Annotated in this window: 25 protein-coding genes; 8 read left to right on the top strand and 17 right to left on the bottom strand. The window is 37.5% G+C overall.

Going from position 1 to position 24637, the window contains the following annotated elements; all coding sequences use genetic code 11:
- Positions 1–36: 36 nt before the first annotated feature.
- The 4 genes from IQ215_RS10245 to IQ215_RS10230 all read right to left on the bottom strand — a co-directional run bounded on the left by IQ215_RS10245 (position 37) and on the right by IQ215_RS10230 (position 2781).
- The gene (locus tag IQ215_RS10245) at positions 37–393 is read right to left on the bottom strand and encodes an iron-sulfur cluster assembly accessory protein (protein WP_193801214.1); all 357 of its coding nucleotides are present in this window, start codon (positions 391–393) and stop codon (positions 37–39) included.
- A gap of 151 nt (positions 394–544) precedes the next feature.
- Positions 545–1288, bottom strand: coding sequence for a DUF561 domain-containing protein (locus IQ215_RS10240; RefSeq protein ID WP_193801213.1), 744 nt, complete (start codon positions 1286–1288; stop codon positions 545–547).
- Between the two features lie 70 nt (positions 1289–1358).
- Positions 1359–1550: a DUF2949 domain-containing protein gene (locus IQ215_RS10235; RefSeq protein ID WP_193801212.1), complete on the bottom strand. Its 192-nt coding sequence runs from the start codon at positions 1548–1550 to the stop codon at positions 1359–1361.
- Positions 1551–2229: 679 nt separating this feature from the next.
- The gene (locus IQ215_RS10230) at positions 2230–2781 is read right to left on the bottom strand and encodes a DUF192 domain-containing protein (RefSeq protein ID WP_241735303.1); all 552 of its coding nucleotides are present in this window, start codon (positions 2779–2781) and stop codon (positions 2230–2232) included.
- A gap of 173 nt (positions 2782–2954) precedes the next feature.
- Here IQ215_RS10230 and IQ215_RS10225 point away from each other — a divergent pair, with 173 nt between their 5' ends.
- The gene (locus IQ215_RS10225) at positions 2955–3707 is read left to right on the top strand and encodes an LmeA family phospholipid-binding protein (RefSeq protein WP_193801211.1); all 753 of its coding nucleotides are present in this window, start codon (positions 2955–2957) and stop codon (positions 3705–3707) included.
- A 211-nt stretch (positions 3708–3918) separates the two neighbouring features.
- Positions 3919–5265, top strand: coding sequence for a GTP-binding protein (locus IQ215_RS10220; protein ID WP_193801210.1), 1347 nt, complete (start codon positions 3919–3921; stop codon positions 5263–5265).
- Between the two features lie 59 nt (positions 5266–5324).
- Here IQ215_RS10220 and IQ215_RS10215 read toward each other — a convergent pair whose 3' ends face one another.
- The 5 genes from IQ215_RS10215 to rpiA form a co-directional block, all read right to left on the bottom strand.
- Positions 5325–5420, bottom strand: a complete 96-nt coding sequence (locus tag IQ215_RS10215) for a photosystem II reaction center protein T (protein WP_015222195.1) — start codon at positions 5418–5420, stop codon at positions 5325–5327.
- Between the two features lie 89 nt (positions 5421–5509).
- Complete coding sequence (psbB, locus tag IQ215_RS10210) at positions 5510–7051, bottom strand: photosystem II chlorophyll-binding protein CP47 (RefSeq protein WP_193801209.1); 1542 nt, start codon at positions 7049–7051, stop codon at positions 5510–5512.
- A gap of 359 nt (positions 7052–7410) precedes the next feature.
- On the bottom strand, positions 7411–8424 hold the full coding sequence (gene egtD / locus IQ215_RS10205; RefSeq protein ID WP_193801208.1) for an L-histidine N(alpha)-methyltransferase: 1014 nt from the start codon (positions 8422–8424) through the stop codon (positions 7411–7413).
- 87 nt (positions 8425–8511) lie between these two features.
- Positions 8512–8865, bottom strand: coding sequence for a hypothetical protein (locus tag IQ215_RS10200; RefSeq protein WP_241735302.1), 354 nt, complete (start codon positions 8863–8865; stop codon positions 8512–8514).
- 51 nt (positions 8866–8916) lie between these two features.
- Entirely contained in the window at positions 8917–9627 is a 711-nt protein-coding gene (gene rpiA / locus IQ215_RS10195) for a ribose-5-phosphate isomerase RpiA (RefSeq protein WP_193801228.1), read from the bottom strand.
- Positions 9628–9814: 187 nt separating this feature from the next.
- On the opposite strand from rpiA, the gene IQ215_RS10190 reads away from it, so the two are divergent.
- Positions 9815–10774, top strand: a complete 960-nt coding sequence (locus IQ215_RS10190; protein ID WP_193801207.1) for an orange carotenoid-binding protein — start codon at positions 9815–9817, stop codon at positions 10772–10774.
- Positions 10775–10978: 204 nt separating this feature from the next.
- Here IQ215_RS10190 and IQ215_RS10185 read toward each other — a convergent pair whose 3' ends face one another.
- The gene (locus tag IQ215_RS10185; RefSeq protein ID WP_193801206.1) at positions 10979–11548 is read right to left on the bottom strand and encodes a Uma2 family endonuclease; all 570 of its coding nucleotides are present in this window, start codon (positions 11546–11548) and stop codon (positions 10979–10981) included.
- Positions 11549–11620: 72 nt separating this feature from the next.
- The gene (locus IQ215_RS10180) at positions 11621–13705 is read right to left on the bottom strand and encodes a M3 family metallopeptidase (RefSeq protein WP_193801205.1); all 2085 of its coding nucleotides are present in this window, start codon (positions 13703–13705) and stop codon (positions 11621–11623) included.
- 134 nt (positions 13706–13839) lie between these two features.
- Between IQ215_RS10180 and IQ215_RS10175 the strand changes: the two genes are divergently transcribed.
- Positions 13840–14499, top strand: a complete 660-nt coding sequence (locus IQ215_RS10175) for a hypothetical protein (protein ID WP_193801204.1) — start codon at positions 13840–13842, stop codon at positions 14497–14499.
- Positions 14500–14540: 41 nt separating this feature from the next.
- On the opposite strand, the gene bioU is transcribed toward IQ215_RS10175, so the two are convergent.
- The 5 genes from bioU to ndhI form a co-directional block, all read right to left on the bottom strand.
- Positions 14541–15527: a (S)-8-amino-7-oxononanoate synthase BioU gene (gene bioU / locus IQ215_RS10170; RefSeq protein WP_193801203.1), complete on the bottom strand. Its 987-nt coding sequence runs from the start codon at positions 15525–15527 to the stop codon at positions 14541–14543.
- 273 nt (positions 15528–15800) lie between these two features.
- The gene (dndD, locus tag IQ215_RS10165; protein ID WP_193801202.1) at positions 15801–17804 is read right to left on the bottom strand and encodes a DNA sulfur modification protein DndD; all 2004 of its coding nucleotides are present in this window, start codon (positions 17802–17804) and stop codon (positions 15801–15803) included.
- A gap of 78 nt (positions 17805–17882) precedes the next feature.
- Positions 17883–18194, bottom strand: a complete 312-nt coding sequence (nuoK, locus tag IQ215_RS10160) for an NADH-quinone oxidoreductase subunit NuoK (protein WP_193801201.1) — start codon at positions 18192–18194, stop codon at positions 17883–17885.
- Positions 18195–18219: 25 nt separating this feature from the next.
- Positions 18220–18825, bottom strand: coding sequence for an NADH-quinone oxidoreductase subunit J (locus IQ215_RS10155; protein ID WP_193801200.1), 606 nt, complete (start codon positions 18823–18825; stop codon positions 18220–18222).
- A gap of 62 nt (positions 18826–18887) precedes the next feature.
- The gene (gene ndhI, locus IQ215_RS10150) at positions 18888–19424 is read right to left on the bottom strand and encodes an NAD(P)H-quinone oxidoreductase subunit I (protein WP_193801199.1); all 537 of its coding nucleotides are present in this window, start codon (positions 19422–19424) and stop codon (positions 18888–18890) included.
- 261 nt (positions 19425–19685) lie between these two features.
- On the opposite strand from ndhI, the gene IQ215_RS10145 reads away from it, so the two are divergent.
- Together IQ215_RS10145 and ybeY are read left to right on the top strand one after the other, a co-directional pair.
- On the top strand, positions 19686–21446 hold the full coding sequence (locus tag IQ215_RS10145) for a S8 family peptidase (protein WP_193801198.1): 1761 nt from the start codon (positions 19686–19688) through the stop codon (positions 21444–21446).
- A gap of 74 nt (positions 21447–21520) precedes the next feature.
- Entirely contained in the window at positions 21521–22042 is a 522-nt protein-coding gene (gene ybeY / locus IQ215_RS10140; RefSeq protein ID WP_193801197.1) for an rRNA maturation RNase YbeY, read from the top strand.
- Positions 22043–22097: 55 nt separating this feature from the next.
- On the opposite strand, the gene IQ215_RS10135 is transcribed toward ybeY, so the two are convergent.
- Positions 22098–22883 carry an ABC transporter ATP-binding protein gene (locus IQ215_RS10135; protein ID WP_193801196.1) on the bottom strand — a complete coding sequence of 262 codons (786 nt, stop codon included), beginning with the start codon at positions 22881–22883 and terminating at the stop codon, positions 22098–22100.
- Positions 22884–23035: 152 nt separating this feature from the next.
- Between IQ215_RS10135 and IQ215_RS10130 the strand changes: the two genes are divergently transcribed.
- Positions 23036–23428, top strand: a complete 393-nt coding sequence (locus IQ215_RS10130; protein ID WP_193801195.1) for a gamma-glutamylcyclotransferase family protein — start codon at positions 23036–23038, stop codon at positions 23426–23428.
- A 244-nt stretch (positions 23429–23672) separates the two neighbouring features.
- Positions 23673–24329 carry an SIMPL domain-containing protein gene (locus IQ215_RS10125; RefSeq protein ID WP_241735301.1) on the top strand — a complete coding sequence of 219 codons (657 nt, stop codon included), beginning with the start codon at positions 23673–23675 and terminating at the stop codon, positions 24327–24329.
- Positions 24330–24637 lie beyond the last annotated feature (308 nt).

Below are 24637 nucleotides of genomic sequence, written 5' to 3'. Positions count from 1 at the left end.
GGTTAAATATACTAAAAAAGTGAAATAAAATACTTATTAAGTAGAGAAAGATTTTCCGCAACCACAGGTTTGGTTAGCGTTGGGGTTCGTGAATTGAAATCCACCCCCAATCATGGCATCACTATAATCTAACATCAGTCCATAAAGATATAAAAGACTTTTACGATCGCACACTATCTTAAAACCTTCATAGTCAAATACATCATCATGTTCAGTAACATTATTAATATTCTCAAAATCCATCATATAGGACATGCCAGAGCAACCCCCCTGTCTAACTCCAACCCTCAAACATAAATCTTCATTTCCTTGTTGTTCTTTAAGTTTAAGAACGTGTTCGAGAGCCTTTTGACTTAATTGAATACCTTGATTAGAAATAGTTGCTGTTGTCATAAACCTTTGACCATTTAACTGCTTGTTATAAACTCTATTCTACATCTTGCTTTCTCTAGGCAACAATTTTTTGAGAAAAATATATCCCACGCTCGTCCATTTATCAGGGTAAAACAAGGCGTGGGAATGGCGATTATCGTTGATGGAAGAACTAAACTACCGCCTGACTAGCACTACGGTTGAGGGCTTCTACAAGACTACGTACCACTGCAATCATGGCTACTTGATCATTAAGTTTATTTACCGCCGAGCCGACTCCTACTCCCGATGCACCAGTGGCGATCGCCATGGGAACAGTCACATCAGATAAACCAGAGGCACAAAGCACGGGAATTTGTACCGCTCTGGAGATAGCATGGGCCGCGGCAAGGGTAGGACTGGCTTTTTCAATTAAGCCTAAAATACCACTATGATTTGGGTTGGAACTTGTACCACCTTCAGTTTGGATTATATCTGCTCCTTCTGCTTCTAATTTTTGAGCTAACTCTACCTGCTCATCGAGGGGAAGGGTATGGGGTACAGTGACGGAAAGAAGAACATGGGGTAACAAAGCACGGGTTTGACGGGTGAGGCTTAAAACGTCCTCAGCACTGAAGTTAATACCTTGGGCATAGAAACTATCAAAGTTTCCGATTTCGATTAAATCTGCTCCCGCTTCAACGGCACTGACAAATAATTGGGGCTCAACGGCACTGACGCACACGGGTAAATCAATGGATTCTTTTACCGCTTTAATGATTTCTACATCGGCGGCAATATCCACAAAGGTAGCTCCCCCTAATTGGGCGGCTCTACACACTGCAACCACATTGGCAACATCAAAATTGTTTAAACCACTAATTACTTTAAGGGCTTTTTTATGGGCGATCGCATCTCTTAAATTCTTAAGACTCATACATATTCCATGGTAGTGTTTAAGAAATTAATTATATCAGAAGAAAGAAATTACTACTTCGATGGAGATTTTAAAACTTTTCTAGCCAATCATAAATGCGATCTAATTGTTCAATGGTTACTAAACCATATTGCCATAATACCATCGGCATCAACTCAGTATTTTGTTTGACTGAGCGCCTTGCAATAGCAATAGAATCGGGAGAAAGATTGATTTCGTCTTTGAGAAATTCAATAAAATGAGAATAGATGGTAGGTGGCATAATTTATTTTTTTATGTTCTTTTAATGTGCTAAAAATATTTTTTTTCAAAACTTTTTATTTTTGTTGCTTTATAAGTAGAGCAATATTTCCTCGTTCACACCATTCTTTAAAAAAATTTGGGTTCTGTGAGAGTTTTATTTATTTTGTCCTTATTCCTTCGCTCCAATTGATTTAAGGACATTTTATGATTAACCTCACCCCTTGTATTTCCTAGATTTATAACCCTAAGATGAACATCATATTAACAGCTTAAATATCATGTTATCTTTTTTTTAACTATTGTTTAATGATTCCCATAAATATTTAATTTACTGTGGAATTTTTATAGTTATTAATCACTAATTATCTCAATATTTTTGAGCTTAATTAATATTATTGCAGTTAGCAAAACTAGGATAATAATTGATAGTCAAAATTAATTAGACTTTAGGATAAATCTAGTTATCTTATTTTTCTTGTTTTAGTCACAAAACTTATCAGTTGACTGTTAAAATTCCATAGTTTTAAGTTTTTTGTAAATAAAACCTCATTTAAGTTCATTTAACTTAATCAACAGATCAATTCCGACCATAAATAAACAACCGATAAGGTAAACCTAAAATCAATTATTTAAAAAAATGTGTTTTGTTTCCAACTTTGGAAGATATATTATAAATTATTTTTGGGATTTTGTGTAACCTATCTTACATTATTTTCTAAAAATTGGATATAGATGCGATCGCCCCGTTGTAAATTTAACTCATTAGCCCTGCCACCAGCCAACTCCAAAACCTGATCTACTATAGCTTCTGGTCCATAAATAGGACATGGCTCACTCTCACAGGGGGGAACATTGTTTTCAATGGAAACAACCTTACCTCGATAAAGAAAAATCATATCAAGGGGCATATTAACATTCTTCATCCAAAAAGTAGCCCGACGGGGAAACTCAAAAGGAAATAACATACCTCGATTAGAGGGCAAAAACTGACGATACATCAATCCTTGAGCTTGTTGCTCAGATGTTGTCGCTACCTCTAAATCAATTTGCTCCCCATTAATAATAGTCATAGCCGTAATAGGTAACTCATTAACATTAGTCGGGTTTTCTACTTCAACTTTTGGAGAATCAGCCTTGGAAGAATCCAACTCACATCCCATTAACGGAAAAGATAACAACACAAAACAACTTAAAACATAAATGAACAAATCATATTTTTTATGCACAAAAGTTACATATTTCCTAATCATAAAAAAGAATTATCAATAATTGCGATGGATTTATTTTAAGCATATATACTCAATAAATCTTAAAAAAAAGAAAGCATAAGAATTCAAATGCTCTCAAGATTGTTACAGTTTTAATTAATAACTAAAAACAATGTTACAATACTTAATCATTTTCAGCAAATACTTAGAAAACCATGGCATTACCAAACCTTAATAATTTCGGGGAAACAACCATTAATAAAATTGCGACTAAAGCCTTTGAAACTCAAGTAACTCAAGCAAGGGAATTAAGTGTTAATGTCAAAGTCAACCGTCAAAACTTACGTAAAGGTATTCTTGAATCCTTAGAAATTAATGGTGAGGGTTTAATCATGAAAAGAGGCTTAAGTTTAGAGCAAATGAATATTAATCTCTACGAAATAGGCGTTAATCCCCTCAAGGCTTTAATGGGTAATGTACAATTAACAAAACCCAGTGAAGGTAACGCTTGTATAATTCTGACGGAAAAAGATATTTGTACCGCATTAAACATTGGTTATTTAAATGGAATTACCTCGAACTATGATGTATCTGTCAATAATCAGCCTATCCACATCAAATTTGAAAATATCCACTGCAATATCTTAGCGGATCATCGCATCATGATCACAGCGGAAGTATTGTTACAAGAAACAAACTCCATTGAAAGAATTAGCCTTTCATTTAAACCGATTATTTGTGATCAAGGAAATGGAGTTTTATTAGATAATTTAGACTATCTTGAGGGCAAAGAATTATCACCGATTATCATTGATGCTTTTACTTCTCAAATTTGTGATGTTTTTAATTTAGATCATTTTGTCATTGATGGTATTTCTTTACAGGTAAATAGTCTCGATTTTTCGGGAGGGATGTTAAAAGTATCGGCTTTAGCGGGAATTAGTCATTTTCCCATGGGTAATAAGTAATACCAAGTTCAGATAATTCGTTATCAATAGATTGTATTTTCCCTTACCGTGTAATGAATTACAAGGCTAACTGTAGTTTGTTTGATTTATTGAACTACGATAATCTAAATTCAGGATAAAATTTATAGTCTTGTAAAGGTGTAAAGTATGACCTGCAACCTAAAACCTAACTACATCAATTATCATATTAGAATGGTTTTCTTCAAATAAAATGACACCAAAAACAACTCCTCATGTATCATCGGTTATCGGTTTAGCCCGTGCCAGTTTACAACAATCCCTCTCATGGTATGCCAGTAGTCGCCGTCATTGGAATTATCCTCCTGATGCTAAGTTACAAGGGGCTGTTAAGGATGATTTGCGTAACCTTAAGGGGGCGTTGGAAAAATTAGAGCAACAAGTTATTAAGGTGTCTGCGTTTGGTTTAGTCAGCCGAGGAAAATCAACGGTAATTAATGCTTTGTTGGGGGAAGATGTCTTGGCAACGGGGGCTATTAATGGGGTGACAAAATGGCCTAAGTCTATTCGTTGGCAACCACCGACGGGGAAGGTGGAAATTGAGTTTATTGATACTCCAGGATTGGATGAGATTGATGGGGAAAGTCGGGCGCAAATGGCTAGGGAAGTTAGTCAACAGTCAGATTTAATTTTGTTTGTGGTGGCGGGAGATATTACGAGGACGGAATATTTAGCATTGTTGGAGTTACGTCATTATCACAAGCCTTTGTTATTGGTGTTTAATAAGATAGATTTGTATCCTGATACTGATATTCGGAGTATTTATCAGCAGTTACAGCAATTGAGTGATGAGATGAATAAACCTTTAGTTTCCCCTGATGAGGTGGTAATGGTGGCGGCACAGCCCCAGCCTTTAAAGGTAAGGGTAGAGTTACCTGATGGCAGTCTCAGGGAAGAATGGGAGGTTTTACCCCCTCGGGTGGATAGTTTAAAGGAAAAAATATTAGTTATTCTTAATCGGGAAGGTAGGGCGTTATTGGCGTTAAATGCTCTTAATCAGGCGAAAACAGCCCAAGAAAACATTGCCCATAAAACGGTGGAGTTGCGGGAGAAGGAGGCAGAAAAAATTATCTGGCAATATGCTAAATATAAGGCTTTGATGGTGGCTGTTAATCCTATTGTTTTTATCGATTTGTTGGTAGGGGCGATCGCCGATTTGACTATGATTAGGGCGTTAGCGAGATTGTATGGTTTACCGATTACCAGTTATGAGGCGGGGAAGTTGTGGCAAACCATTGTTAAGAGTTTGATGGGTTTAATTGTGGGGGAAATTGTTACCATGATTATGCTCGGTTTTGCAAAAACGGGTACGGCTATAAATAGTTTATGGGAAAATCCTGCTAATTTTACGGCTTTTGCGGGGGCAGGGTTGGCCCAGGGGAGTATCGCAGGATATGGCTCTTATTTAGTGGGTAAAGCGGCTCAGGTATATTTGAAGAATGGTTGCACTTGGGGTAATTTTGGTACTTCTTCGGTAATTCGGGAAATTATTGCTCAAGTACCCGCAGATTCCATTATTTCCCGTTTGAGTAGTGAATAAAAAAACACCCCTAAAATGTTTTAGAGATGCTCAATCAAAAATTAAGTTGTTAATTAAATCTATTTTTGAATTTTGGGGGGTTCACGGAAAGCAACGGCAAAGAATAAAACTGCGATCGCCATTGCTAATACAAGAATATATGCAACACTTTCCATAATTTTTTTTCCTCAATTGATTAGAAAATTTACCGAAAATGAAATCAGGGAAATATTAAATTAATAAAACCCTGATTCCATCTTAACAATTAAGCAGACTCACTGCGGGGAGCAGTACGAGTAGATTTGTCTCCGAGTTTTTGGAATAAACCCCACTCTACCTGTTCAGGATCTAAGTCTGGGTCAATACCAGCGAATACATCACGGAACAAGGTACGGGCTCCATGCCAAATGTGACCGAAGAAGAATAATAAGGCGAAACAAGCATGACCAAAAGCAAACCAACCACGGGTGCTAGTACGGAATACACCATCGGAATTGAGGGTTTCGGTATCAAACTCAAAGGGTTCACCTAATTGAGCTTTACGGGCATAACGTTTTACATCAAGGGGATCGGAGAAGGTTTGACCATCTAATTCTCCACCTAAGAAGGAAACAGTAACACCAGTTTGCTCTACACTAAGGGCAGATTCTGCACGACGGAAAGGAATATCGGCACGAACTACACCATCAGCATCGCTAAGAACTACGGGGAAGGTTTCAAAGAAGTTAGGAAGACGACGAACGGATAATTCTCTGCCTTCTTTGTCTTTGAAGACGGGATGTCCTAACCAACCTTGAGCAATACCATCACCTTTGTTCATAGGTCCGGTACGGAATAAACCACCTTTAGCGGGGCTATTTCCTACGTAGTCGTAGAAGGCTAATTTTTCAGGTACGGATTCCCAAGCCTCTTGGGGAGTAGATCCCTGGGCGATCGCACTTTGAACACGACGCTGAATTTCTTCTTGGTAATAACCTTGATCCCACTGATAACGGGTAGGTCCAAATAACTCTACGGGGGTAGTAGCGCTACCATACCACATAGTTCCAGCGACGATGAAAGCGGCGAAGAATACGGCGGCAATACTACTAGAAAGTACAGTTTCAATGTTACCCATACGAAGAGCTTTATAAAGTTTTTCGGGGGGACGAACACTGAGGTGGAACAATCCAGCGATAATACCAACGATACCTGCGGCAATATGGTGAGCAACTACACCACCAGGATTAAAGGGGTTAAACCCAGCAGGACCCCATTCAGGGGCAACCGGTTGCACATGACCTGTTAAACCATAGCCATCAGATACCCACATTCCAGGACCCCATAAACCGGTCAGGTGGAATGCACCAAAACCGAAACAGAGTAAGCCAGATAAGAATAAGTGAATACCAAACATTTTTGGTAAATCCAATGCGGGTTCACCAGTACGAGAATCGGTAAATAGTTCTAAATCCCAATATACCCAGTGCCATACAGCGGCTAGGAATAATAAACCAGAGAGTACGATATGGGCGATCGCCACTCCTTCAAAAGACCAGAAACCAGGATCAACACCAGTTTCGCCGGTGACACTCCAGCCACCCCAAGAACCAGTGACACCTAAACGAGCCATGAAAGGAAGAACAAACATTCCTTGTCTCCACATGGGGTTTAAAACGGCATCGCTAGGATCAAAAACTGCTAACTCATAAAGAGCCATAGATCCAGCCCAACCTGCTACTAATGCGGTGTGCATTAAGTGAACAGAGATTAGGCGACCTGGATCGTTAATTACTACTGTATGTACTCGATACCAAGGTAGTCCCATTGACTACACGCCTCCTATTGTATTAATCGTTTTTTGCTTGGATATTTTTAGTTTACTATATCCTTTATATCCTTTTAGAGTCTCCAACCGTTATTTCTAACGATTTTTTACTCCTATATGTTTGATTTTATCTTTAGCTATTTTTGGTAATAACTACTATTAGAGAAAATTATACCATAGGGGGTTATTAATTATCTGGGGTTTGATGAAAAAGTGTTGAGGTGAATGGGTAATGGAGAATTGAGAATGGATAATGATAAGTGTTTTTTGATACTTATCTAGCAGAGTCTAATTTACCAAATTCTTGTTAGATCAAATATCTATTCGTTAACGTGAAATAGAGATGACTAACTTATCAATTATAAACTGTTCCCCATTCCCTTCCTGACTTGGGCGAGAATTAGACCAAACCATTGTTTTTCATCTGTCCAAAATTGAATAGTATTTAAATGATGGGATTGTAAAAAATCTTCCATTTCCGTTAGGTCAAATTTACGGGAAATTTCCGTTAAAATAAAGTCATCATCGCTAAAATCCACCGTTAAATCAAGACTTTTCAACGATACTTGGTGTTTTTTGTCACAATGTAGATACATTTCAATTTGATTCAGTTCTTGATTATAAATCGCCTTGTGAGTCCATAAATCGGCTCTAAAGTTGCCGTCAAAGCGTTGATTGAGGTGGGATAGCATATTTAAATTAAACTCGGCTGTGACTCCCTGAGAATCATTGTAGGCGTTTTCTAAAATTGAAACAGGTTTTTGTAAATCTACACCTAAAAGAAAATAATCTCCTTCCTCCAATACTTCGGCAATCTCGGTAAAAAGACGATCGCACTCTAGCCCCGTAAAATTACCTAGGCTACTACCCAAAAAAACTACCATCCTTGAGGATAACTCTTTTGGCGGTAAATGCCATAAAGCCTGTTCATAAGTACCCACTAAACCCAAAATCGATAATAAGGAATATTCTTTTGCTAACTGTAAAGAGCTGCGGTTTAACATTTCCCCACTAACATCAATGGGAATATAACGCCAAGGTTTACCCATATTTTCATAGGCAGATAATAACAACCTTGTTTTGGTAGAGCTACCACTTCCTAACTCCACTAACTCACAAATTCCTGTTAAAGAAGCGATTTCCGAGGCAAAATTAGTTAAAATTGTGGTTTCTGTACGAGTAGGATAATATTCTGGTAACTCACATATTTTCTCAAATAAAAGTGAACCAGTGCGATCGTAAAAATACTTCGGAGGTAATACCTTTGGGCTACCACTCAAACCCTCAATAACATCTTCGCCATTGTCTTGAATCGGGGAGATATTCGGTAAATACTTAATCTCTACTTTTTTCCCTTGATTAGCAAATAACATTAATACAATAATCTATAAATCATGGCTAAGGCAATTTTAGCTGAAACTGACTCCTAACCAAAACATAATTGATACCTGCAACCATACTTAGTGTAATTTGAAAGGCTTTTCTTGCCAATCCACCGTCCATCCCTGCTGATTTAAGTATTTTAATAACTTTGTCGTCGTCGGTAAATCCCGACAAAACCAATAATCGATGCTACCATCAGGCCCTGTATAAATAATCTGATAACCATAGGCATGACCCAAAGTTTTTAGTAATCCTGGATATTTATTTAACTCTCTTTTTATATCCCGATTAGAATAAGTAATAATATCATTTTTCTGAAAATGATAGGGGATCTTAACCAATCTTTTGGGTTTCTCTTTAATAACAGGGGTAGGAATATTATTATTTTTTTTAGGAAATCTGGGGCGAAAAGAAAACATCTTATAAACCATTCCTTTTACTTAACAAGGGGTAAAACCCCCTGCACTTCTAAAATAATTTTATCAAAATTCCCGTATGTTGGGTTTACCGTCAATAATTTCTCCCACTAAAACCACATCGGCAACCCCCACGAATAAACCATTTTCCAATACTCCTGGAATATTATTAATGGTAGCTTCAAGACTGGCAGGATCTGCTATATCATCAAACTTAACGTCTATAACCAAATTTCCTTGATCTGTGACCACAGGGCCAGCTTTTTTAACCCCCATTCTCAAATCAGGTTTACCCCCTAACTCCTCTAACTTACGCATAACAGGGGTAACCGCCATGGGAATAACCTCCACGGGCAAAAGAAAGGTAGAACCGAGCTTATCCACGAGCTTACCGCCATCTACCACCACAATGAATTCTTTCGCCAAACTATCAACTACCTTTTCACGGGTATGGGCGGCCCCTCCCCCCTTAATTAGATTTTTTTGGGGGTCAACTTCATCCGCCCCATCGATGGCAACATCAATATGGGCGATCGCATCCAGGGTAGTAAGGGGAATACCATATCTTTTTGCCAAAACCTCGGCCTGAAAAGAGGTAGGCACTCCCACAATATTTTTTAAATCTCCACTGGCCAATCTCTCACCAATATACTGAATAGCAAAGGCAGTAGTTGAACCTGTGCCCAAACCAACGATAGAATCCGATTTGACTCTCCCTGCGGCAGCCTTACCCACCTCTTGTTTCATTAAGGTAACTGGATCTGTAGTCATAATTATTTTTTATCTTCGTTTTAATAGTCAATCCTCAATTATCAGGGATTAACCATTGATTAGGCAAATATTTTATTTTCTCTACCATAAATTGAGTCTAAATACTTGGTGCAAGATCCACACCTTAATCTTAAATTTACCTTAAAGAGCTTATGTTAAATTTGAATTATTAGTTAGTAAAACGGAGCAATTTATGCCTTTTACCATTGATTCAGCCAGAAACATCTTTCCTAGTACCTTATCAGCGGATGCAGTACCTGCCACCATCGCTCGATTTAACCAATTAAATGCAGAAGACCAACTCGCTTTAATTTGGTTTGCATATTTGGAAATGGGAAAAACTATCACCATCGCAGCCCCAGGGGCCGCCAGTATGGTATTGGCAGAGTCCACCCTTGAAGAAATCAAAAAAATGAGTTTTCAAGAACAATCTCAGGCAATGTGTGACTTAGCCAACCGTGCGGATACCCCTTTATGTCGTACCTATGGGGGATGGTCTCCCAATATTAAATTAGGTTTTTGGTATCAGTTAGGTAAGTTTATGGAGGAAGGTATCGTTGCACCTATTCCTGAAGGTTATAAGCTATCTGCTAACGCTAATTCAGTCTTAAATACTATCAAAGGTTTAGAATCTGGTCAACAAATCACTGTTCTACGTAATGCAGTGGTGGACATGGGATGTGATGTCAGTAAGCTAGAAAATTATACTCCTGTATCTGAGCCTGTGGCCCCTCCTAAGGATATGAACCAAAGAACAAACGTATCCATTGAAGGTGTTACCAACAAAACCGTCCTTGATTACATGGACAATCTCAACGCCAATGATTTTGATACTTTAATTACTTTATTTACCCCTGATGGAGCGCTCCAACCTCCTTTTAAACGTCCTATTGTGGGTAAGGAAAATATTTTTCGTTTCTTCAAAGAAGAGTGTCAAAACCTCAAGCTAATTCCTGAAAGGGGTGTTACTGAACCTGCGGACGATGGATATACTCAAATTAAGGTAACAGGTAAGGTACAAACTCCTTGGTTTGGTGGTAATGTGGGCATGAACATTGCTTGGCGTTTCCTCATCAACCCTGAAGGTAAAATATTCTTCGTTGCGATCGATTTACTCGCTTCCCCTAAGGAGTTATTAAATTTAATTCGTTAATTTTTGCTAGGGTTTAATTAGTAGATGAAAGAGTTTTCTATTAGGTGGGAAACTCTTTTTTTGTTTGATTTAATTGCCCTAAAACATGGTAAATAAGTATTAGAATAAAACCTATTGAATCCTAAAATATTTAGATAAGGTTTTTATTGTCTTAAAAACAATTTAAGTAATAATTATATAATTTCTTTTTTAGGAATAAAAGTTTTACAAAATACCGTCATAAGTATCTTTCAAAATAAGCTCTACAGGTACTGAGTTTAAGTTTAATTTATCATCAATACTTTCGAGAATAGTTAATGACCATTGTTGATTATTATTTCTGTTATAACTCATTACTAAGGGTTTTTCAGGGTCGATTAAAATATACTCTTGGAGAGAATTTAAACTACGATAATATTCAAATTTACGACCTAAATCATAGTCTCTGGTGGAGTTAGATAAAACCTCGATGATAATGATGGGATTGGTAACAGTAGTTTTATTTTCTCCGTAATATTCAGGGTTTTCGGCTATTACCATCACATCAGGATAGGTAAACATTTTTGCCGAAGAAATCCATAAACGTACATTTTCAATAAAAACAGGATAGTTTTTTCCTTTCAAGGCCAGTCTGAGGGCGATATAAATATTTCCTGTGACTAAATTATGGTTTGTTGTACCTCCTGCCATTTCTAGTATTTCTCCGTCTATATATTCATGCCTAACTTCTGCTTGGCTTTCTAATTCCAAATATTCATCGATGGTGTATTGCTGTTTTGTGAGTTGGGCAACCATAGTTATATTCTCCCTTGTCTCTTTTATCGATTATAAAGTAGTAGGGGTGAGCAATGCCCACCCCATAATTTATTAACTAGCCGTTGCTAATAATCCACTATGTCTTAATAATGCCTCAGTTTGGGGTTCTCTTCCTCGGAATTGTTTAAATACTTCCATGGGTGATAAACTACCACCTAATCCTAATACAGTATCACGAAAACGTTTACCAATAAGGGCGATCGCACCTTCATCCTCCAAATCAACCTCCTCAAAAGCAGAGAAAGCATCAGCACTAAGCACCTCAGCCCATTTATAACTGTAATAACCAGCGGCATACCCCCCCGCAAAAATATGCCCAAAAGCACATAAAAATCTATCTTCAGGTAAAGGAGACATTACCATGGTTTTCTCTGCCAACTTCCTTGCCACATCATGGGCTGAAACCTCATCACTAGGACTATAACGCGCGTGTAACTCCAAATCCAATAAACTAAAATGCAACTGACGTAACATAGCAGAAGCACTCATATAATTCTTAGAAGCCACCAACTTCTCATAATAATGATTCGGTAAAGTCTCCCCAGTCTCATAGTGTTTCGCCATACCAAACAAGGTACTTTTTTCCAAACACCAATTTTCCATAAACTGACTCGGTAACTCTACCGCATCCCATTCCACATTATTGATACCAGAAGCACCAATATAGTCAATTTTAGTCAACATATGCTGTAAACCATGGCCAAACTCATGGAAAAGAGTTTCCACCTCCCCAAAAGTCATCAAACTAGGTTTACCATCCACAGGGGGAGACTGATTACAAGTAAGATAAGCCACAGGTAAACGAGTGGTTACCATCCCATTCTCCTCAATCCTTGCCCTACCTACACAATCATCCATCCATGCGCCCCCTCTTTTTTCCGCAGGGCGAGAATAGGCATCAAGATAAAAATAAGCCATGGTTTCGTTATTCTCATCCGCCACCTGAAAATATTTCACATCCCCATGCCACACAGGCGCTATTCCATCAGCAGGGGTAATCGTCACCCCAAAAATCTTTTTCGCCAAACCAAATAAACCATCCAACACCCTTTCAAGAGAAAAATAAGGGCGTAACTCTTCCTCAGTAAAATTAAACTTAAACTCCCTTTGTTTCTCCGCCCAGAAACTCACATCCCAAGGTTGTAAATCCTCAGTTTTCGCAAAAGTCTTTAATTCCTCTAACTCCTCTTTTGCAACATCATAACTAACTACCCTTAATTCTTCTAACAGTTTCTCCACGGCTTCCACCGAGTCAGCCATCTTACGGGTAAGGCTCACTTGTGCATAGTTAGCATAACCTAAAATATCCGCCTGTTCTTGTCTGAGGGTTAAAATTTTGTTGATTAGAGGATTATTATCAGTGTCTCCCTCACTGGCACGGGTAACAAAAGCACGATAAACTTTTTCCCTCAAGTCTCTTTGGGTACTAAATTTAAGGAAAGGGCCAAAGCTGGGATAATCTAAAGTGATAATCCAAGGGCCTTTTTCTGCAGTGGCTTCTTCCTCCCCTTCCATTCTGGCGGTTTGGGCAACTAGGCTCAATAAACTAGCAGGTAAACCATCGACTTCTTCAGGAGTTGTTAATTTTAACTGAAAAGCCTTGGTGGAATCTAAAACATTATTAGAAAACTTGGTAGACAATTCCGCTAGTTGTAACTGAATTTCATTAAAACGCTCTTTTTTTTCACCCTCAAGGGCAACCCCTGACAATTCCGCTTCTTTGATGGCAGACTCAATAATTCTCTGTTGGGCGGATTCTAATTTATCCCAGTCTGCACTAGCTTGTATTTTGGTAAAACCTTCATAGATTGGCTTACTCTGGCTTAATCTACTGGCAAACTGTACTAATTTTGGTTGTACGGTTTCATAAGCGGCGCGCAATTCAGGGCTGTTTTTCACTCCCATCAAATGCCCGATAATGCCCCAACTCCAGCGCAGTCTTTCTTCAATATTATTAAGGGGATTTACTAATGCTTCCCATGTAGGGGTTATATTTTCTTCTAGCTTGGTTAATTCTGTCTCTAACTCTGTTAATAATTCGTCTATGCCTGGCACAATATGCTCAGGTTTGATGTCTGCAAAGGGGGGTAATCCTTTACCAATAAGCAGGGGATTTTTTACCGTTGTTGTGGTCATATTTTAATTTTCTCTTAATATCTCTTTACATTTTATATTAAGGGATTTAGGCGGTTGTTTGGGTGTAGATTGCCCTACACAATTGGGAATTGACGGTTAATATATGAAGTATAACCATAATAAAATATATTGATATGCAAGAAAATTTTAAAGATTCAGAAATTAAGCATTTTATTAAACTGAAGAAGAAGTATAAGGCACAAACCTATAAAAGTGAGTCACTATCTAGCCCTCTGTATCCCATTCTTATAAAAATTGATTCAGACGATGAACTTATGAGAAAAAATCATCATCAAAATACTACCGATGTTGACGCAATTGATGAGATTCAATGGCTAGAGGATCATAGGTTATATGAAACTTTAGTAATTTATTACGAAAAGCTATATGAAAAGACCAAAAAGACTTGGATTATCACACAAATATGTGGATGTTTGCGAAAGCTCGGAAATCCTGAAGAAGTTCTTAAATTAACTGATGATTTCTTAAAGAAAAAAGTCTATGCTGATGCACGGGTAAAAAGTGCTATTTTAACGACAAGAGGGGGAGCATTTCTTGATTTAGGCAATTTATCAATGGCTGAACAGTGTGGATTAGAGGCTATGAAGCTATATGAAAGTTATCAAGCGCATTTTTTCTTAAGCAATGTATATGCCAAAAAAAAAAGTGAACAGGATAAAAGTGAGGAAAATTTTATTAAAAGTGAACAACATTTTAAACGTGGAACGGAGATAAAAGATCGGATTGATCGGAGAAGAAAGAAAAAGCGCAAAAATCAAGATGAGCAATCTTAATCAAGATTCTTAGATTTAGGTGGGCAATGCCCACCGTACATTTATCTTACAAACAAAGGCATTACCTCGGCAGCGGTTAATAAACCATTGATACCTTTCTGTCTTAATTGTACACCTGCCTTGAGATAACCGAAGGCTGGGCCACATACGTTGGCTGCCATGCTGGTTTCATCCCCTAGGGTAAAGGTATGGGCGGAGATTTTGCCCTCGAAGGTGCGTCCTGTGATTTTTACATTGGTGCTAAGGGGTTTTTTGGGGTTACGGGTATCGACAACACCTCCAACAGATACCTGAGTGCGATCGCATATACCCGCTAGTTCTAACATAATATCATCGGCATGTTCCATGTTTTCAAGGGTTAGAATACCGTTGGTTTTATCCAAAAATGCTTCTACTTCCCCATCACTCATGGCGTTAGCCTTATCTACATCAAACCCTGGCATATGGGCAATGTCTTCTCGAATGGTGGCGCGGTAGGCTTCCCAATTAGCTATACCTACCCCAAAGGTAATTTTAACGTTATGAATTTCGGCAAAACTTTGGGCGGCAACGGCGGCGGCGGCGGTGAGTAATCCAGGGGTAGCGCCACAACCTGTTAAATAGGTAATTCCTGCTTTTTGTAAGTCTTCGTGGAGGGTTAATAATTGTTCAACGGCGCTAGTACGTTTGAGGGCATCTACTAATACTCCTTGCCAACCAGATTTAATAAATTCACGGGTAACGTCTGCCATGAAGGTATTGGGTAAGTTGGGCAGGGCGAGAAAATAACCGTCCACATCTGCTTGGTTAATTAATTCGGCGATACTGTTATCACTGATTACACCACCTTGAGCATATCCTGTAGAGCCTTTTTCGTGGTAGGTGTGAATTAATTGATCAATATCTAACCCTGAGTTATTGTAAGCGTATCCGTGGCGATCGGCAACCGCTACTAATTCCATTTCTGATTTAGGTTGTAAAATTCTTCCTGCGGCTTGTCCTAATCCGCCAAAACCTAATAAACCTACTCTAATTTTTTTATTACTCATAAAATCTTCACTTTACACAGTCAATCTTTAATCATAGTATTTTCTGAGTCATTTTCCCCAAATAGAATTTATAGTCTTGTCAAAGTGTTGGGTTAAAGGATTTACAAAAAACTATACTTTATACTAAATTCCTTAGTCAAAATATACCTTAGTTTAATTTATTGAATCATAAACTCTTAGCCTTGTAATTCATTGTACGGGGAGCGATTGAGGTTATTTATTTGTTCACAGATTTAAAGATTATACATTTTATTCCGAACTCAAGTTAATTAACTATCTGCCCATCTGTCTGAGAGTGTCGGTAAAGTATCCAGATTTAATAGTAGTTTGATTTTGGGGAGAATTGTAGTCTAGTAAATATTCTTTAGCAATAACATTTTGTTGACGAAGCAATTCTACTTCCGCTTCTCCGATTTCTGTATCGGTGGATAATAAAATCACTTGATGGGAAGCGGTGGGAAAATAACGCTCTAATAAATTATTACGGTGGGAAGAATCTAACCTCCCTAAAGGAGTGTCAATCACGACAGGTAATTGTCTTCCCGATACCCTTGCCAATGCCCATAAAAGTGCGATCGCCAATAGCTGTTTTTCCCCTGCTGATAATCTATTTTTAGTAATTAAATTACCTAAATTATCGTATAAATTGAGGGCAAAATTATCAGTATTAATAATGACTTTTCCCACAAAATTAGACTTATGTAAAAGATAACGAAAACAGCTTGTTACCTCATTTTCTAACCTGTTTAACTTCCTAAGAGTTAGTTTTTCTTTAAAAAGAATTAGGGTTTTTTCTACTTTTGGCATCGCATTTAATAAATGATCTCCCTGTAAATCTTCTATGGTGCGATCGCTATATTTCCCCAACTGTTTTAACTTAGACTGTATATCTCTTTCCACCGACTCCAACATCTTTTGTAACCTCGTCACCTCCGCCTTACAATCAATAACCCCTTGCTGTTTTTGTTGATAATCCTCCTCCAAGGTTTCATACCTTTTCGACACCTCAACATTAGCCGCCATCACCTCAGCATTAATCAAATCTTCCTCGAGAGCCCTTAATCTCGCCACATATTCTCCAGCCATTGCCTGTTGATTCGGCAAAAAATTATCAAGAATATTTTCCAAATCAATTAAATTCTTTTCCTGCCCATGCAAATAAATATTAACATCATTAATTTCTCCTTCTAAACGCTCATTGGCAGATTCTAAAAAACCATTGATTTTTTGATAATTAATATCATCCATAGATAAAGTAGCTAAAAAATCTAATAATTCCTGATCTTTTTTTCTGATAATATCATAGGAACTTTGAATCTTATTTACCCTAATTTCCTGTATTAATTGAACCTTAATAGAACATAAATAATGCTGAACTAAACTTAAAGGTAAATATTGAGAAAAAACATTATTTAAATTATGACGAACCCTATCTATTTCGATACTTAAAGAATCAACTTTCTGCTTCAATTGATATTGTTGATCAGATACTTTTTTTTCCTCAATACGTAAAATATCAGCAGCCAAACGATAGTTTTTAGAAGCAATTTTTAACTTCTTTTCTACTCCCTGCAAATCATGTAAAATAAAAGACTTATCTTTTTCTAATAACCTCAATTCTTCTTCAATATTTAATAACTCTTTTTGTTCCTTAGTATTCTCTAAACTCTTTTTTTTACGACTAACTAAAATTTGTAAATCACTAGCTAATTTATCAGCCAACTCCAACCCTAATAAAACCCTCATCGCATCTACCACAGAAGGATTAGGAATATCTTGTTCAGCCAATTCCTTTACCTGCTCACCATCAAAAAGAAATAAATTAGAAATACCTAAAGGTAAAATATCTTCTATATACTCATCCCAATTTTCCGTTAAACTAAGATCGGGAAATTCTCCCTCAAAAATAACCAAATTATCCTTACCATCTCTCACACTACCCTGCCAATGACGAATAACTTTTAACTCAATCCATTGTTCATTGATAAGATGCTCAAAAGTTAGTTCTATTTTAGTAACATCAGTGATTTTTGATCCACGATTAACACACTCCAATAAAAAGTCATTGTAGCTCAAACTTTGACGATTAGAACACTCCGCTCTACGCCCATACAAAGCTAATTTAATACTATCAATAATGGTAGTTTTTCCCCCTCCATTCATGCCACCAATTAAAATTATTGAAGCGCCATTTTGCTCAGTGTCAGGAGTCAGATCAATAATATTTCTTCCTTGATAAGGACCAAAATTTTCTAAAATTAACTCTTTAAAAATCATTGTTTAATAATAGCAAAGGTGGGCAGAACCCACCATCATCATGACATCCAATATAATTATTATTGGGTCAACGAACATTTACCATTTAAGTAAATTGAATTTTTCCATATCGATGGTATCACGATTACGATAAATGGCGAGAATAATAGCCAAACCGACGGCTGCTTCTGCGGCCGCAATGGTTAGTACAAATATAGTAAATACTTGACCTCTAATGTTATCAGGATCTAAATAATTAGAAAATCCCATCAAGTTAATATTAACCGAATTGAGTAACAATTCAATGGACATTAATACTCGGACGGCATTACGACTGGTAATCAAGCCATAAATACCAATACAAAATAAAGCAGCGGCCAATAATAAAAAATACTGTAATTGTAGTTCCATAATTGTTAAATTAATCTTTATAATTTTATTTATCTTCAGCAGAAACCAACTCCCTAGGTTGTTCAGGAAGGGTTAAAGAAGTGGTAAAACCTTCATTGGTTTTAGTAGCAGAAGGAATAAAATCTCTTCTTGCAAGGATAATAGCCCCCACCATAGCGATGAGTAGTAATACGGAAGCTATTTCAAAGGGAAGTAAAAAGTCACTAAATAAATGCTTTCCTAATTCAATGCTAGTGTTTTCTATCACAGCGGCAGAAATGGTTGATATATCCCAAGATGTGGATAAAATCATGGTGCTGAGTAAAGCAAAAAGTCCAGTACAAACGATCGCCGTGGACACCTTACGAATCCATCTGCCTTTGATTTGGGCAAAATTCTCGGTTTTATTCACCAACATAATGGCAAAAAGAATCAATACATTAATAGCACCAACATAGATAAGAATTTGAGCGGCGGCGACGAAATCTGCGTTTAAGAGTAAATATAATCCTGAAATGCTGATAAATACTCCCCCTAACAAGAAAGCAGAATAAACAATATTTTCTAATAAAACTACTCCTAGGGCTGATGCTATCATCATTACCCCCAGAATGGCGAAGGTAACAAATTGAACTCCTTGTGATATTTCCACTGTTTTTTATTTCTCCTTTTTTTATGGGTATGGTTAAAATACTATTGATGGTTGTCTATGGTTTATTTCTTTTTAACCACATCATGGGGATCAGTTACTCCCTTAGGTAAGTATCCTAATTCCTTGAGAGGTGTTACCATGGGATCTTCAGTCACTTTTGTCGGTAAACGTCCAAGGGCTACGTTATCGTAGTTTAATTCATGACGGTCATAGGAAGCTAGTTCGTATTCCTCTGTCATGGATAGACAATTGGTAGGACAATATTCGACGCAGTTACCGCAAAAGATACATACACCAAAGTCGATACTATAATGTTTTAATTCTTTTTTCTTAACTTCTTTGTTAAATTCCCAATCTACTACAGGAAGATTGATGGGGCAAACTCGCACACAGACTTCACAGGCGATACATTTATCAAATTCAAAGTGAATTCTACCTCTATATCTTTCAGAGGGGATAAGTTTTTCATAGGGATATTGTACGGTGACGGGGCGCCTTTTCATGTGATCGAAGGTGACGGCAAATCCTTGCCCGATATATTTGGCGGCTTCAACACTTCCTTTGGCGTAATCGGTTACTTGTTTGAGAAATTTAAACATAGTCTGTTGCTATAAGTGCTATTTGGGTATATTTTATCTTATAGTTTGTCGTTTACGGTCAGATAATCAAAGTTGAATTATAATCCATTCTCCTCAAAGTCTTGGAGCATCGAGAAAAAAATGTTATCGTCAATGGTGCTTTTTCCTATACTGTATAAGAATTCATTTAATTAAAAACCTCTGGCTTTAAGAATAAATCGAGAGGAAATAGATCTTGTTATAATAACTTTCATACCCCTTTACTAACTGAAATAAAAGCCCATGAAAAAATTATTTTTGTTCTCAGCATTTTTGGTGGGGCTGTGGTTAGCAGTTTTTACCTTCAAAATATTTAACATGGGGGGTGAATATCAATCTATTATCGTTAATTTTAAAGATGATATTGCCCTTACTCAACTAGAAGAAAGTTTAAATCAAATTTCTCTCAAAGTTAATGATACCCCTACCCTTAATAGTTCGTTTTCTGGGGATAGAAATGTATATGTATTGGAGGGAAATAAAGAAACCTTAAAAACATTGAGAAGGTCTGGGCTTCGAGAAAAAATAGAATATATTGAACCAAACTATATTTATCATACCCTCGACATCCCCAATGATCCTGATTATAGTAAACAGTGGAATTTAAGGGCGATTAACCTTGAGAGGGCGTGGGCTGATAGTAAAGGGGAAGGGGTTACCGTTGCGGTTATTGATACGGGGGTAAGCCGTGTACCTGATTTGGAACAAACTGAGTTTGTGGAAGGCTATGATTTTGTTAACGATCGCACCGAAGCCCTTGATGATGTGGGCCATGGCACCCATGTAGCAGGTACAATCGCTCAATCTACTAATAATAACTATGGGGTAGCAGGAATTGCTTATAAGGCGAAAATAATGCCCCTCAAGGTATTGGGTTTTGGTGGTGGTACGGTGGCCGACATTGCGGAAGCCATACGCTTTGCGGCCGATAATGGGGCTGATGTGATTAATATGAGTTTAGGGGGTGGAGGTGATAGCCATTTGATGCGTGATGCCATCGATTATGCCCACAAAAAAGGAGTTGTTATTATTGCGGCGGCGGGAAATGAAAATGACAATTCCGCCAGTTATCCCGCCCGTTATCCTAAGGTAATTAGTGTTTCTGCCCTAGATGCGATCGGCGAAAAAGCGCCCTATTCAAACTTTGGAGCAGGAATTGACATCAGCGCCCCAGGGGGAAGCGAAAAGGGTTTAATCATCCAAGAAACCATCACAGGAAATAATCAACAACCCTCCTTTGAAGGCTTTCAAGGTACAAGTATGGCCGCCCCCCACGTGGCAGGGGTAGCAGCCCTCATCAAAGCCACAGGCATAAAAGATCCCGAGGAAGTACGACAAATCTTGATCGAGTCGGCCCGTGAAGTAGCTGAAGACCCTTTTAACCATTACGGTGCAGGACGTTTAGATGCAGGGGGAGCGGTACAACTCGCCCTTAAAGGTAAAATTACTGTCAAAGACTTTTTGCGCTGGTTGCGGGATAGCGGTTATCTTAACCCTGGATTTTGGATTGATGGTGGCACGATTATGCTTTTACCCAAACTAGGTATGGTAGTTGGTTCATATCTCCTTGCTTGGTTTATCCGCAATTACCTTGTATTTAACATGAGTCTTGCTAGTGGCATGGTGTTTGGTAGTTCAGGATTATTTATCTTACAAGGATTATATATCTTTGATTTACCCCAATGGCCGTTGCGTTTAATGGGTAGTTCCCTCCCCGAATTAGGTAACGTAGTTATGGGTACTAATAGCCTTAATCCCATCTTTGCTAGTGCTTTAATTCCCTTTATTCTCATTGCCCTATTTTTAGGACATAATACCCTTAAATGGGTGGCTATTGGCTCTTGTTTGGGGGTTGCCTCTTGTTTAGGGATTTCTGCTTTTTCTCATCCCCATGTTTGGGGTTTGGGTACGGGTATGATGGCTCAAGGCTTTCTAGTTATTAATGCTCTTATCTGTTTTGGGTTGGCATATTTAGCCAGTAAAAATGATCAAGTAGTAACTTAATGGAAAATTGAGAATGGATAATTGATAATATAAAGCCGTCAGTCACGGACGAGGTTTCAAACCCATTAATTTTGATGAATAAATATAATATCGATCTCTATTTTGAGGATAATTTTTTTGAGCTTAATAATCAATCTTGCCCTATCATGGAGGATAAATGGCGATCGTGGTTTGCCACTTGGTTAGAAATTACAGACCATGATTTTGATGAGAACGAAAACTATGAAATTAGTTTAATATTCACCAACGATGAAGAAATTAAACAACTAAATAGTCAGTTTAGGCAAAAAAATCAAGCTACCGATGTTTTATCCTTTGCTAGTGTTGATGATGAATTTGCTCCTTTGCCCATGGTTGATACTATCTCTTTGGGCGATATAATTATTTCCATTGAAACTGCCCAAAAACAAGCACAAGAACAAAATCATTCCCTTAAAAATGAACTAGCTTGGTTAGCATCCCATGGTTTTTTACATCTTTTAGGGTGGGATCATCCTAACGATGATTTATTAACAGAAATGTTAGCAGAGCAACAAAAACTCCTTGATAGTGTGGGTATTGATAAAATTAGTCTGGATTTTCTGAAAGTTTTTTGATCAGTTTTAATGGTTGATAAATAAGAAATATCCATAGTTTTGGCATATCATAATCCTATCCTCCTAAATAAGCCTCCAAAACTTGCTCATTGGATTGGATAAATTCAGGAGTGCCATCGGCAAGATTAGAGCCTTCGGCTAATACCCAAACATGATTACACAAAGACATAATCACATCCATATTATGTTCGATAATTAGAAAAGAAATCCCCTGTTTATTCCATGTGACAATATGTTCACAAATTTGATTAATCAATGTGGGATTAACCCCCGCCGCAGGTTCATCGAGTAGAATTAACTTAGGGTTAGTCATTAAGGTTCGAGCCATTTCTAGTAATTTTCTTTGCCCTCCAGATAATGCCCCCGCATAGTCATGGGCTTTTTCAAGTAATCCGACAGATTCTAAAATTGCGATCGCCCTTTCCTTATTTTCTTTTTCCTCTTTTCTAATTTTATGGGGTTGTAAAAATACCCGTAGCAAATTTTCCCCTGTCTGAGTTTGAGTGGCCAACAACATATTTTCTAATACGGTTAAACGAGATAAAACCCTCGCCACTTGAAAAGTACGAATAAATCCTTTCCTTGCAATACGATGGGGGGAAACATCATTAATTATTTCTCCGTCAAAAATAACTTTTCCTTCATCTGCCACTAAAAAATTAGAAAGCAGATTAAATAAGGTGCTTTTTCCAGCGCCATTGGGCCCTATCAATCCTGTAATAGCACCCTTATCAACCCTAATACTGGCATTGTCAACAGCTTTAAGTCCACCAAAACTCTTAGATAAATTTGTTGCCTCTAAAATATAATCAGATTGGCTCACTATCTGCCCTTGACTCATGAAAAAATTCCTTTTGCAAATCAGTAGGTAATTATTATATAGCAAACCATCTGTTGATTTAGATATTTTTTTTACTTTCTCGGTGTGGTTTTGAGAAATCCTTGGGTAATATGTGATGAGGAAAAAATGAGCAAATAAATTAATCTTCGGCAATGAAAATTTTTGTTTATGGCACTCTCAAACCCCAAGAAGTGAATTACTATTTATACTGCGCTCAAAAAACCATTTATGAGCAAAAATGTTGGACTTATGGAGATATTTATTCTCTATCTCTTGGTTATCCTGCTATGCTCAAAAGTCAAAATAAGGTACAAGGATATTTACTCACTTTCCCCGATTCATCTGCCTTAGAAAAAATTGATCAATTAGAAGGTTATCAGGAAAATAGAGAACCTCATCTTAATGATTATCAGAGGGAAAAAGTAATGGTATATGATTATGATAACAGGGCGATCGATGAGGCATGGACTTATTTTATGACTCAAGAGAAGATTAACTTTTATCAAGGAATATTAATTTCATCAGGAGAGTGGAAAAGCCATTAAACTGGTGTAAGGTGCGCTGGAATAGTCCATCAGGTTGAATAGAAAACAAAAGGATAATTGATGATCATTGAAAATTAATCAAACTTTTAATGTATAAATATCTCAATTTCATATCTATGGACTTCTAGGATTTTAAACCTAAACCAGCGCCCCTTAATCTGAAGATAAATTATCAAAAAATCACAAAATAATGTTTTTCATCAAACCCGTTCAAACCTTATTACCCCTTAGTATTTCAACCCTAATGTTAGCATCTCCAGTGATAGCACAAGAACAAGTAGTAAAAACTATCACTGTGACAGGGCAAGGCATCGAATCCATTGCCACCACCATCGCCACAGTGCAATTAGGAGTGGAAATAGAAGGACAAAATCCTGCCCAAATTCAACAAGAAGTAGCCGAGCGCACCACCGCCCTACTAGAAATATTACGTTCCAATAATGTGAATAAATTACAAACCACAGGAATTCAACTACGACCTAATTATTCATACAATGATAATCGTCGTCAATTAGTTAACTATACCGCTACAAACATAGTTAGCTTTGAAACAGATATTGAGCAAGTGGGTAGTATTTTAGATGAAACTGTAAATGTGGGCGCTACCCGTATCGATAGCGTTAGTTTCAGTGCCACGGAAATGGCTATCAGTCAAGCCCAAAGCCGAGCCTTAGAAAAAGCCACCAATGATGCCCAAAGACAAGCTCAAGCGGTGTTAAGGGCATTAAACCTCACCCCCCAAGAAGTGATTACCATTAATGTAAATGGAGCTAATACCCCTCGCCCTTTGATGATGGAAAGTATGAGCGATCGCGCCTTATCATCGAATATCGCCTCTACCCCTGTGGTTGGAGGAGAACAGGATGTGAGAGCATCTGTTACCTTACAGATTAGATATTAAAAAACAATTAACCATTGATAATTAAACTATTATCATCCCTACTCCTCATCACCTTTACTCCCCATCACCCCACTAAATACCAGAAAATTAATTAATATCAAGTCCCCTTGATCACTTATAAATTAGCAGTATTAATACTTTAGTTCAATTTATTGAACGAACTACCATTAGCCGTGTAATTCATTACACGGTGGGGCAGCTGCGAACATAAAATCTATTGATTACAAATTATCCGAACTTGATATAATTCATTAAACGGTGGGGCTACGAAGATATAATCTATTGATAACGAATTTAGCGAACTCGAT

The sequence above is a fragment of the Cyanobacterium stanieri LEGE 03274 genome (assembly GCF_015207825.1).
GTDB lineage: Bacteria > Cyanobacteriota > Cyanobacteriia > Cyanobacteriales > Cyanobacteriaceae > Cyanobacterium > Cyanobacterium stanieri_B.
The sequence above is the reverse complement of the archived record's forward strand: the minus strand, read 5'-3'. Positions and strand labels throughout refer to the sequence as shown.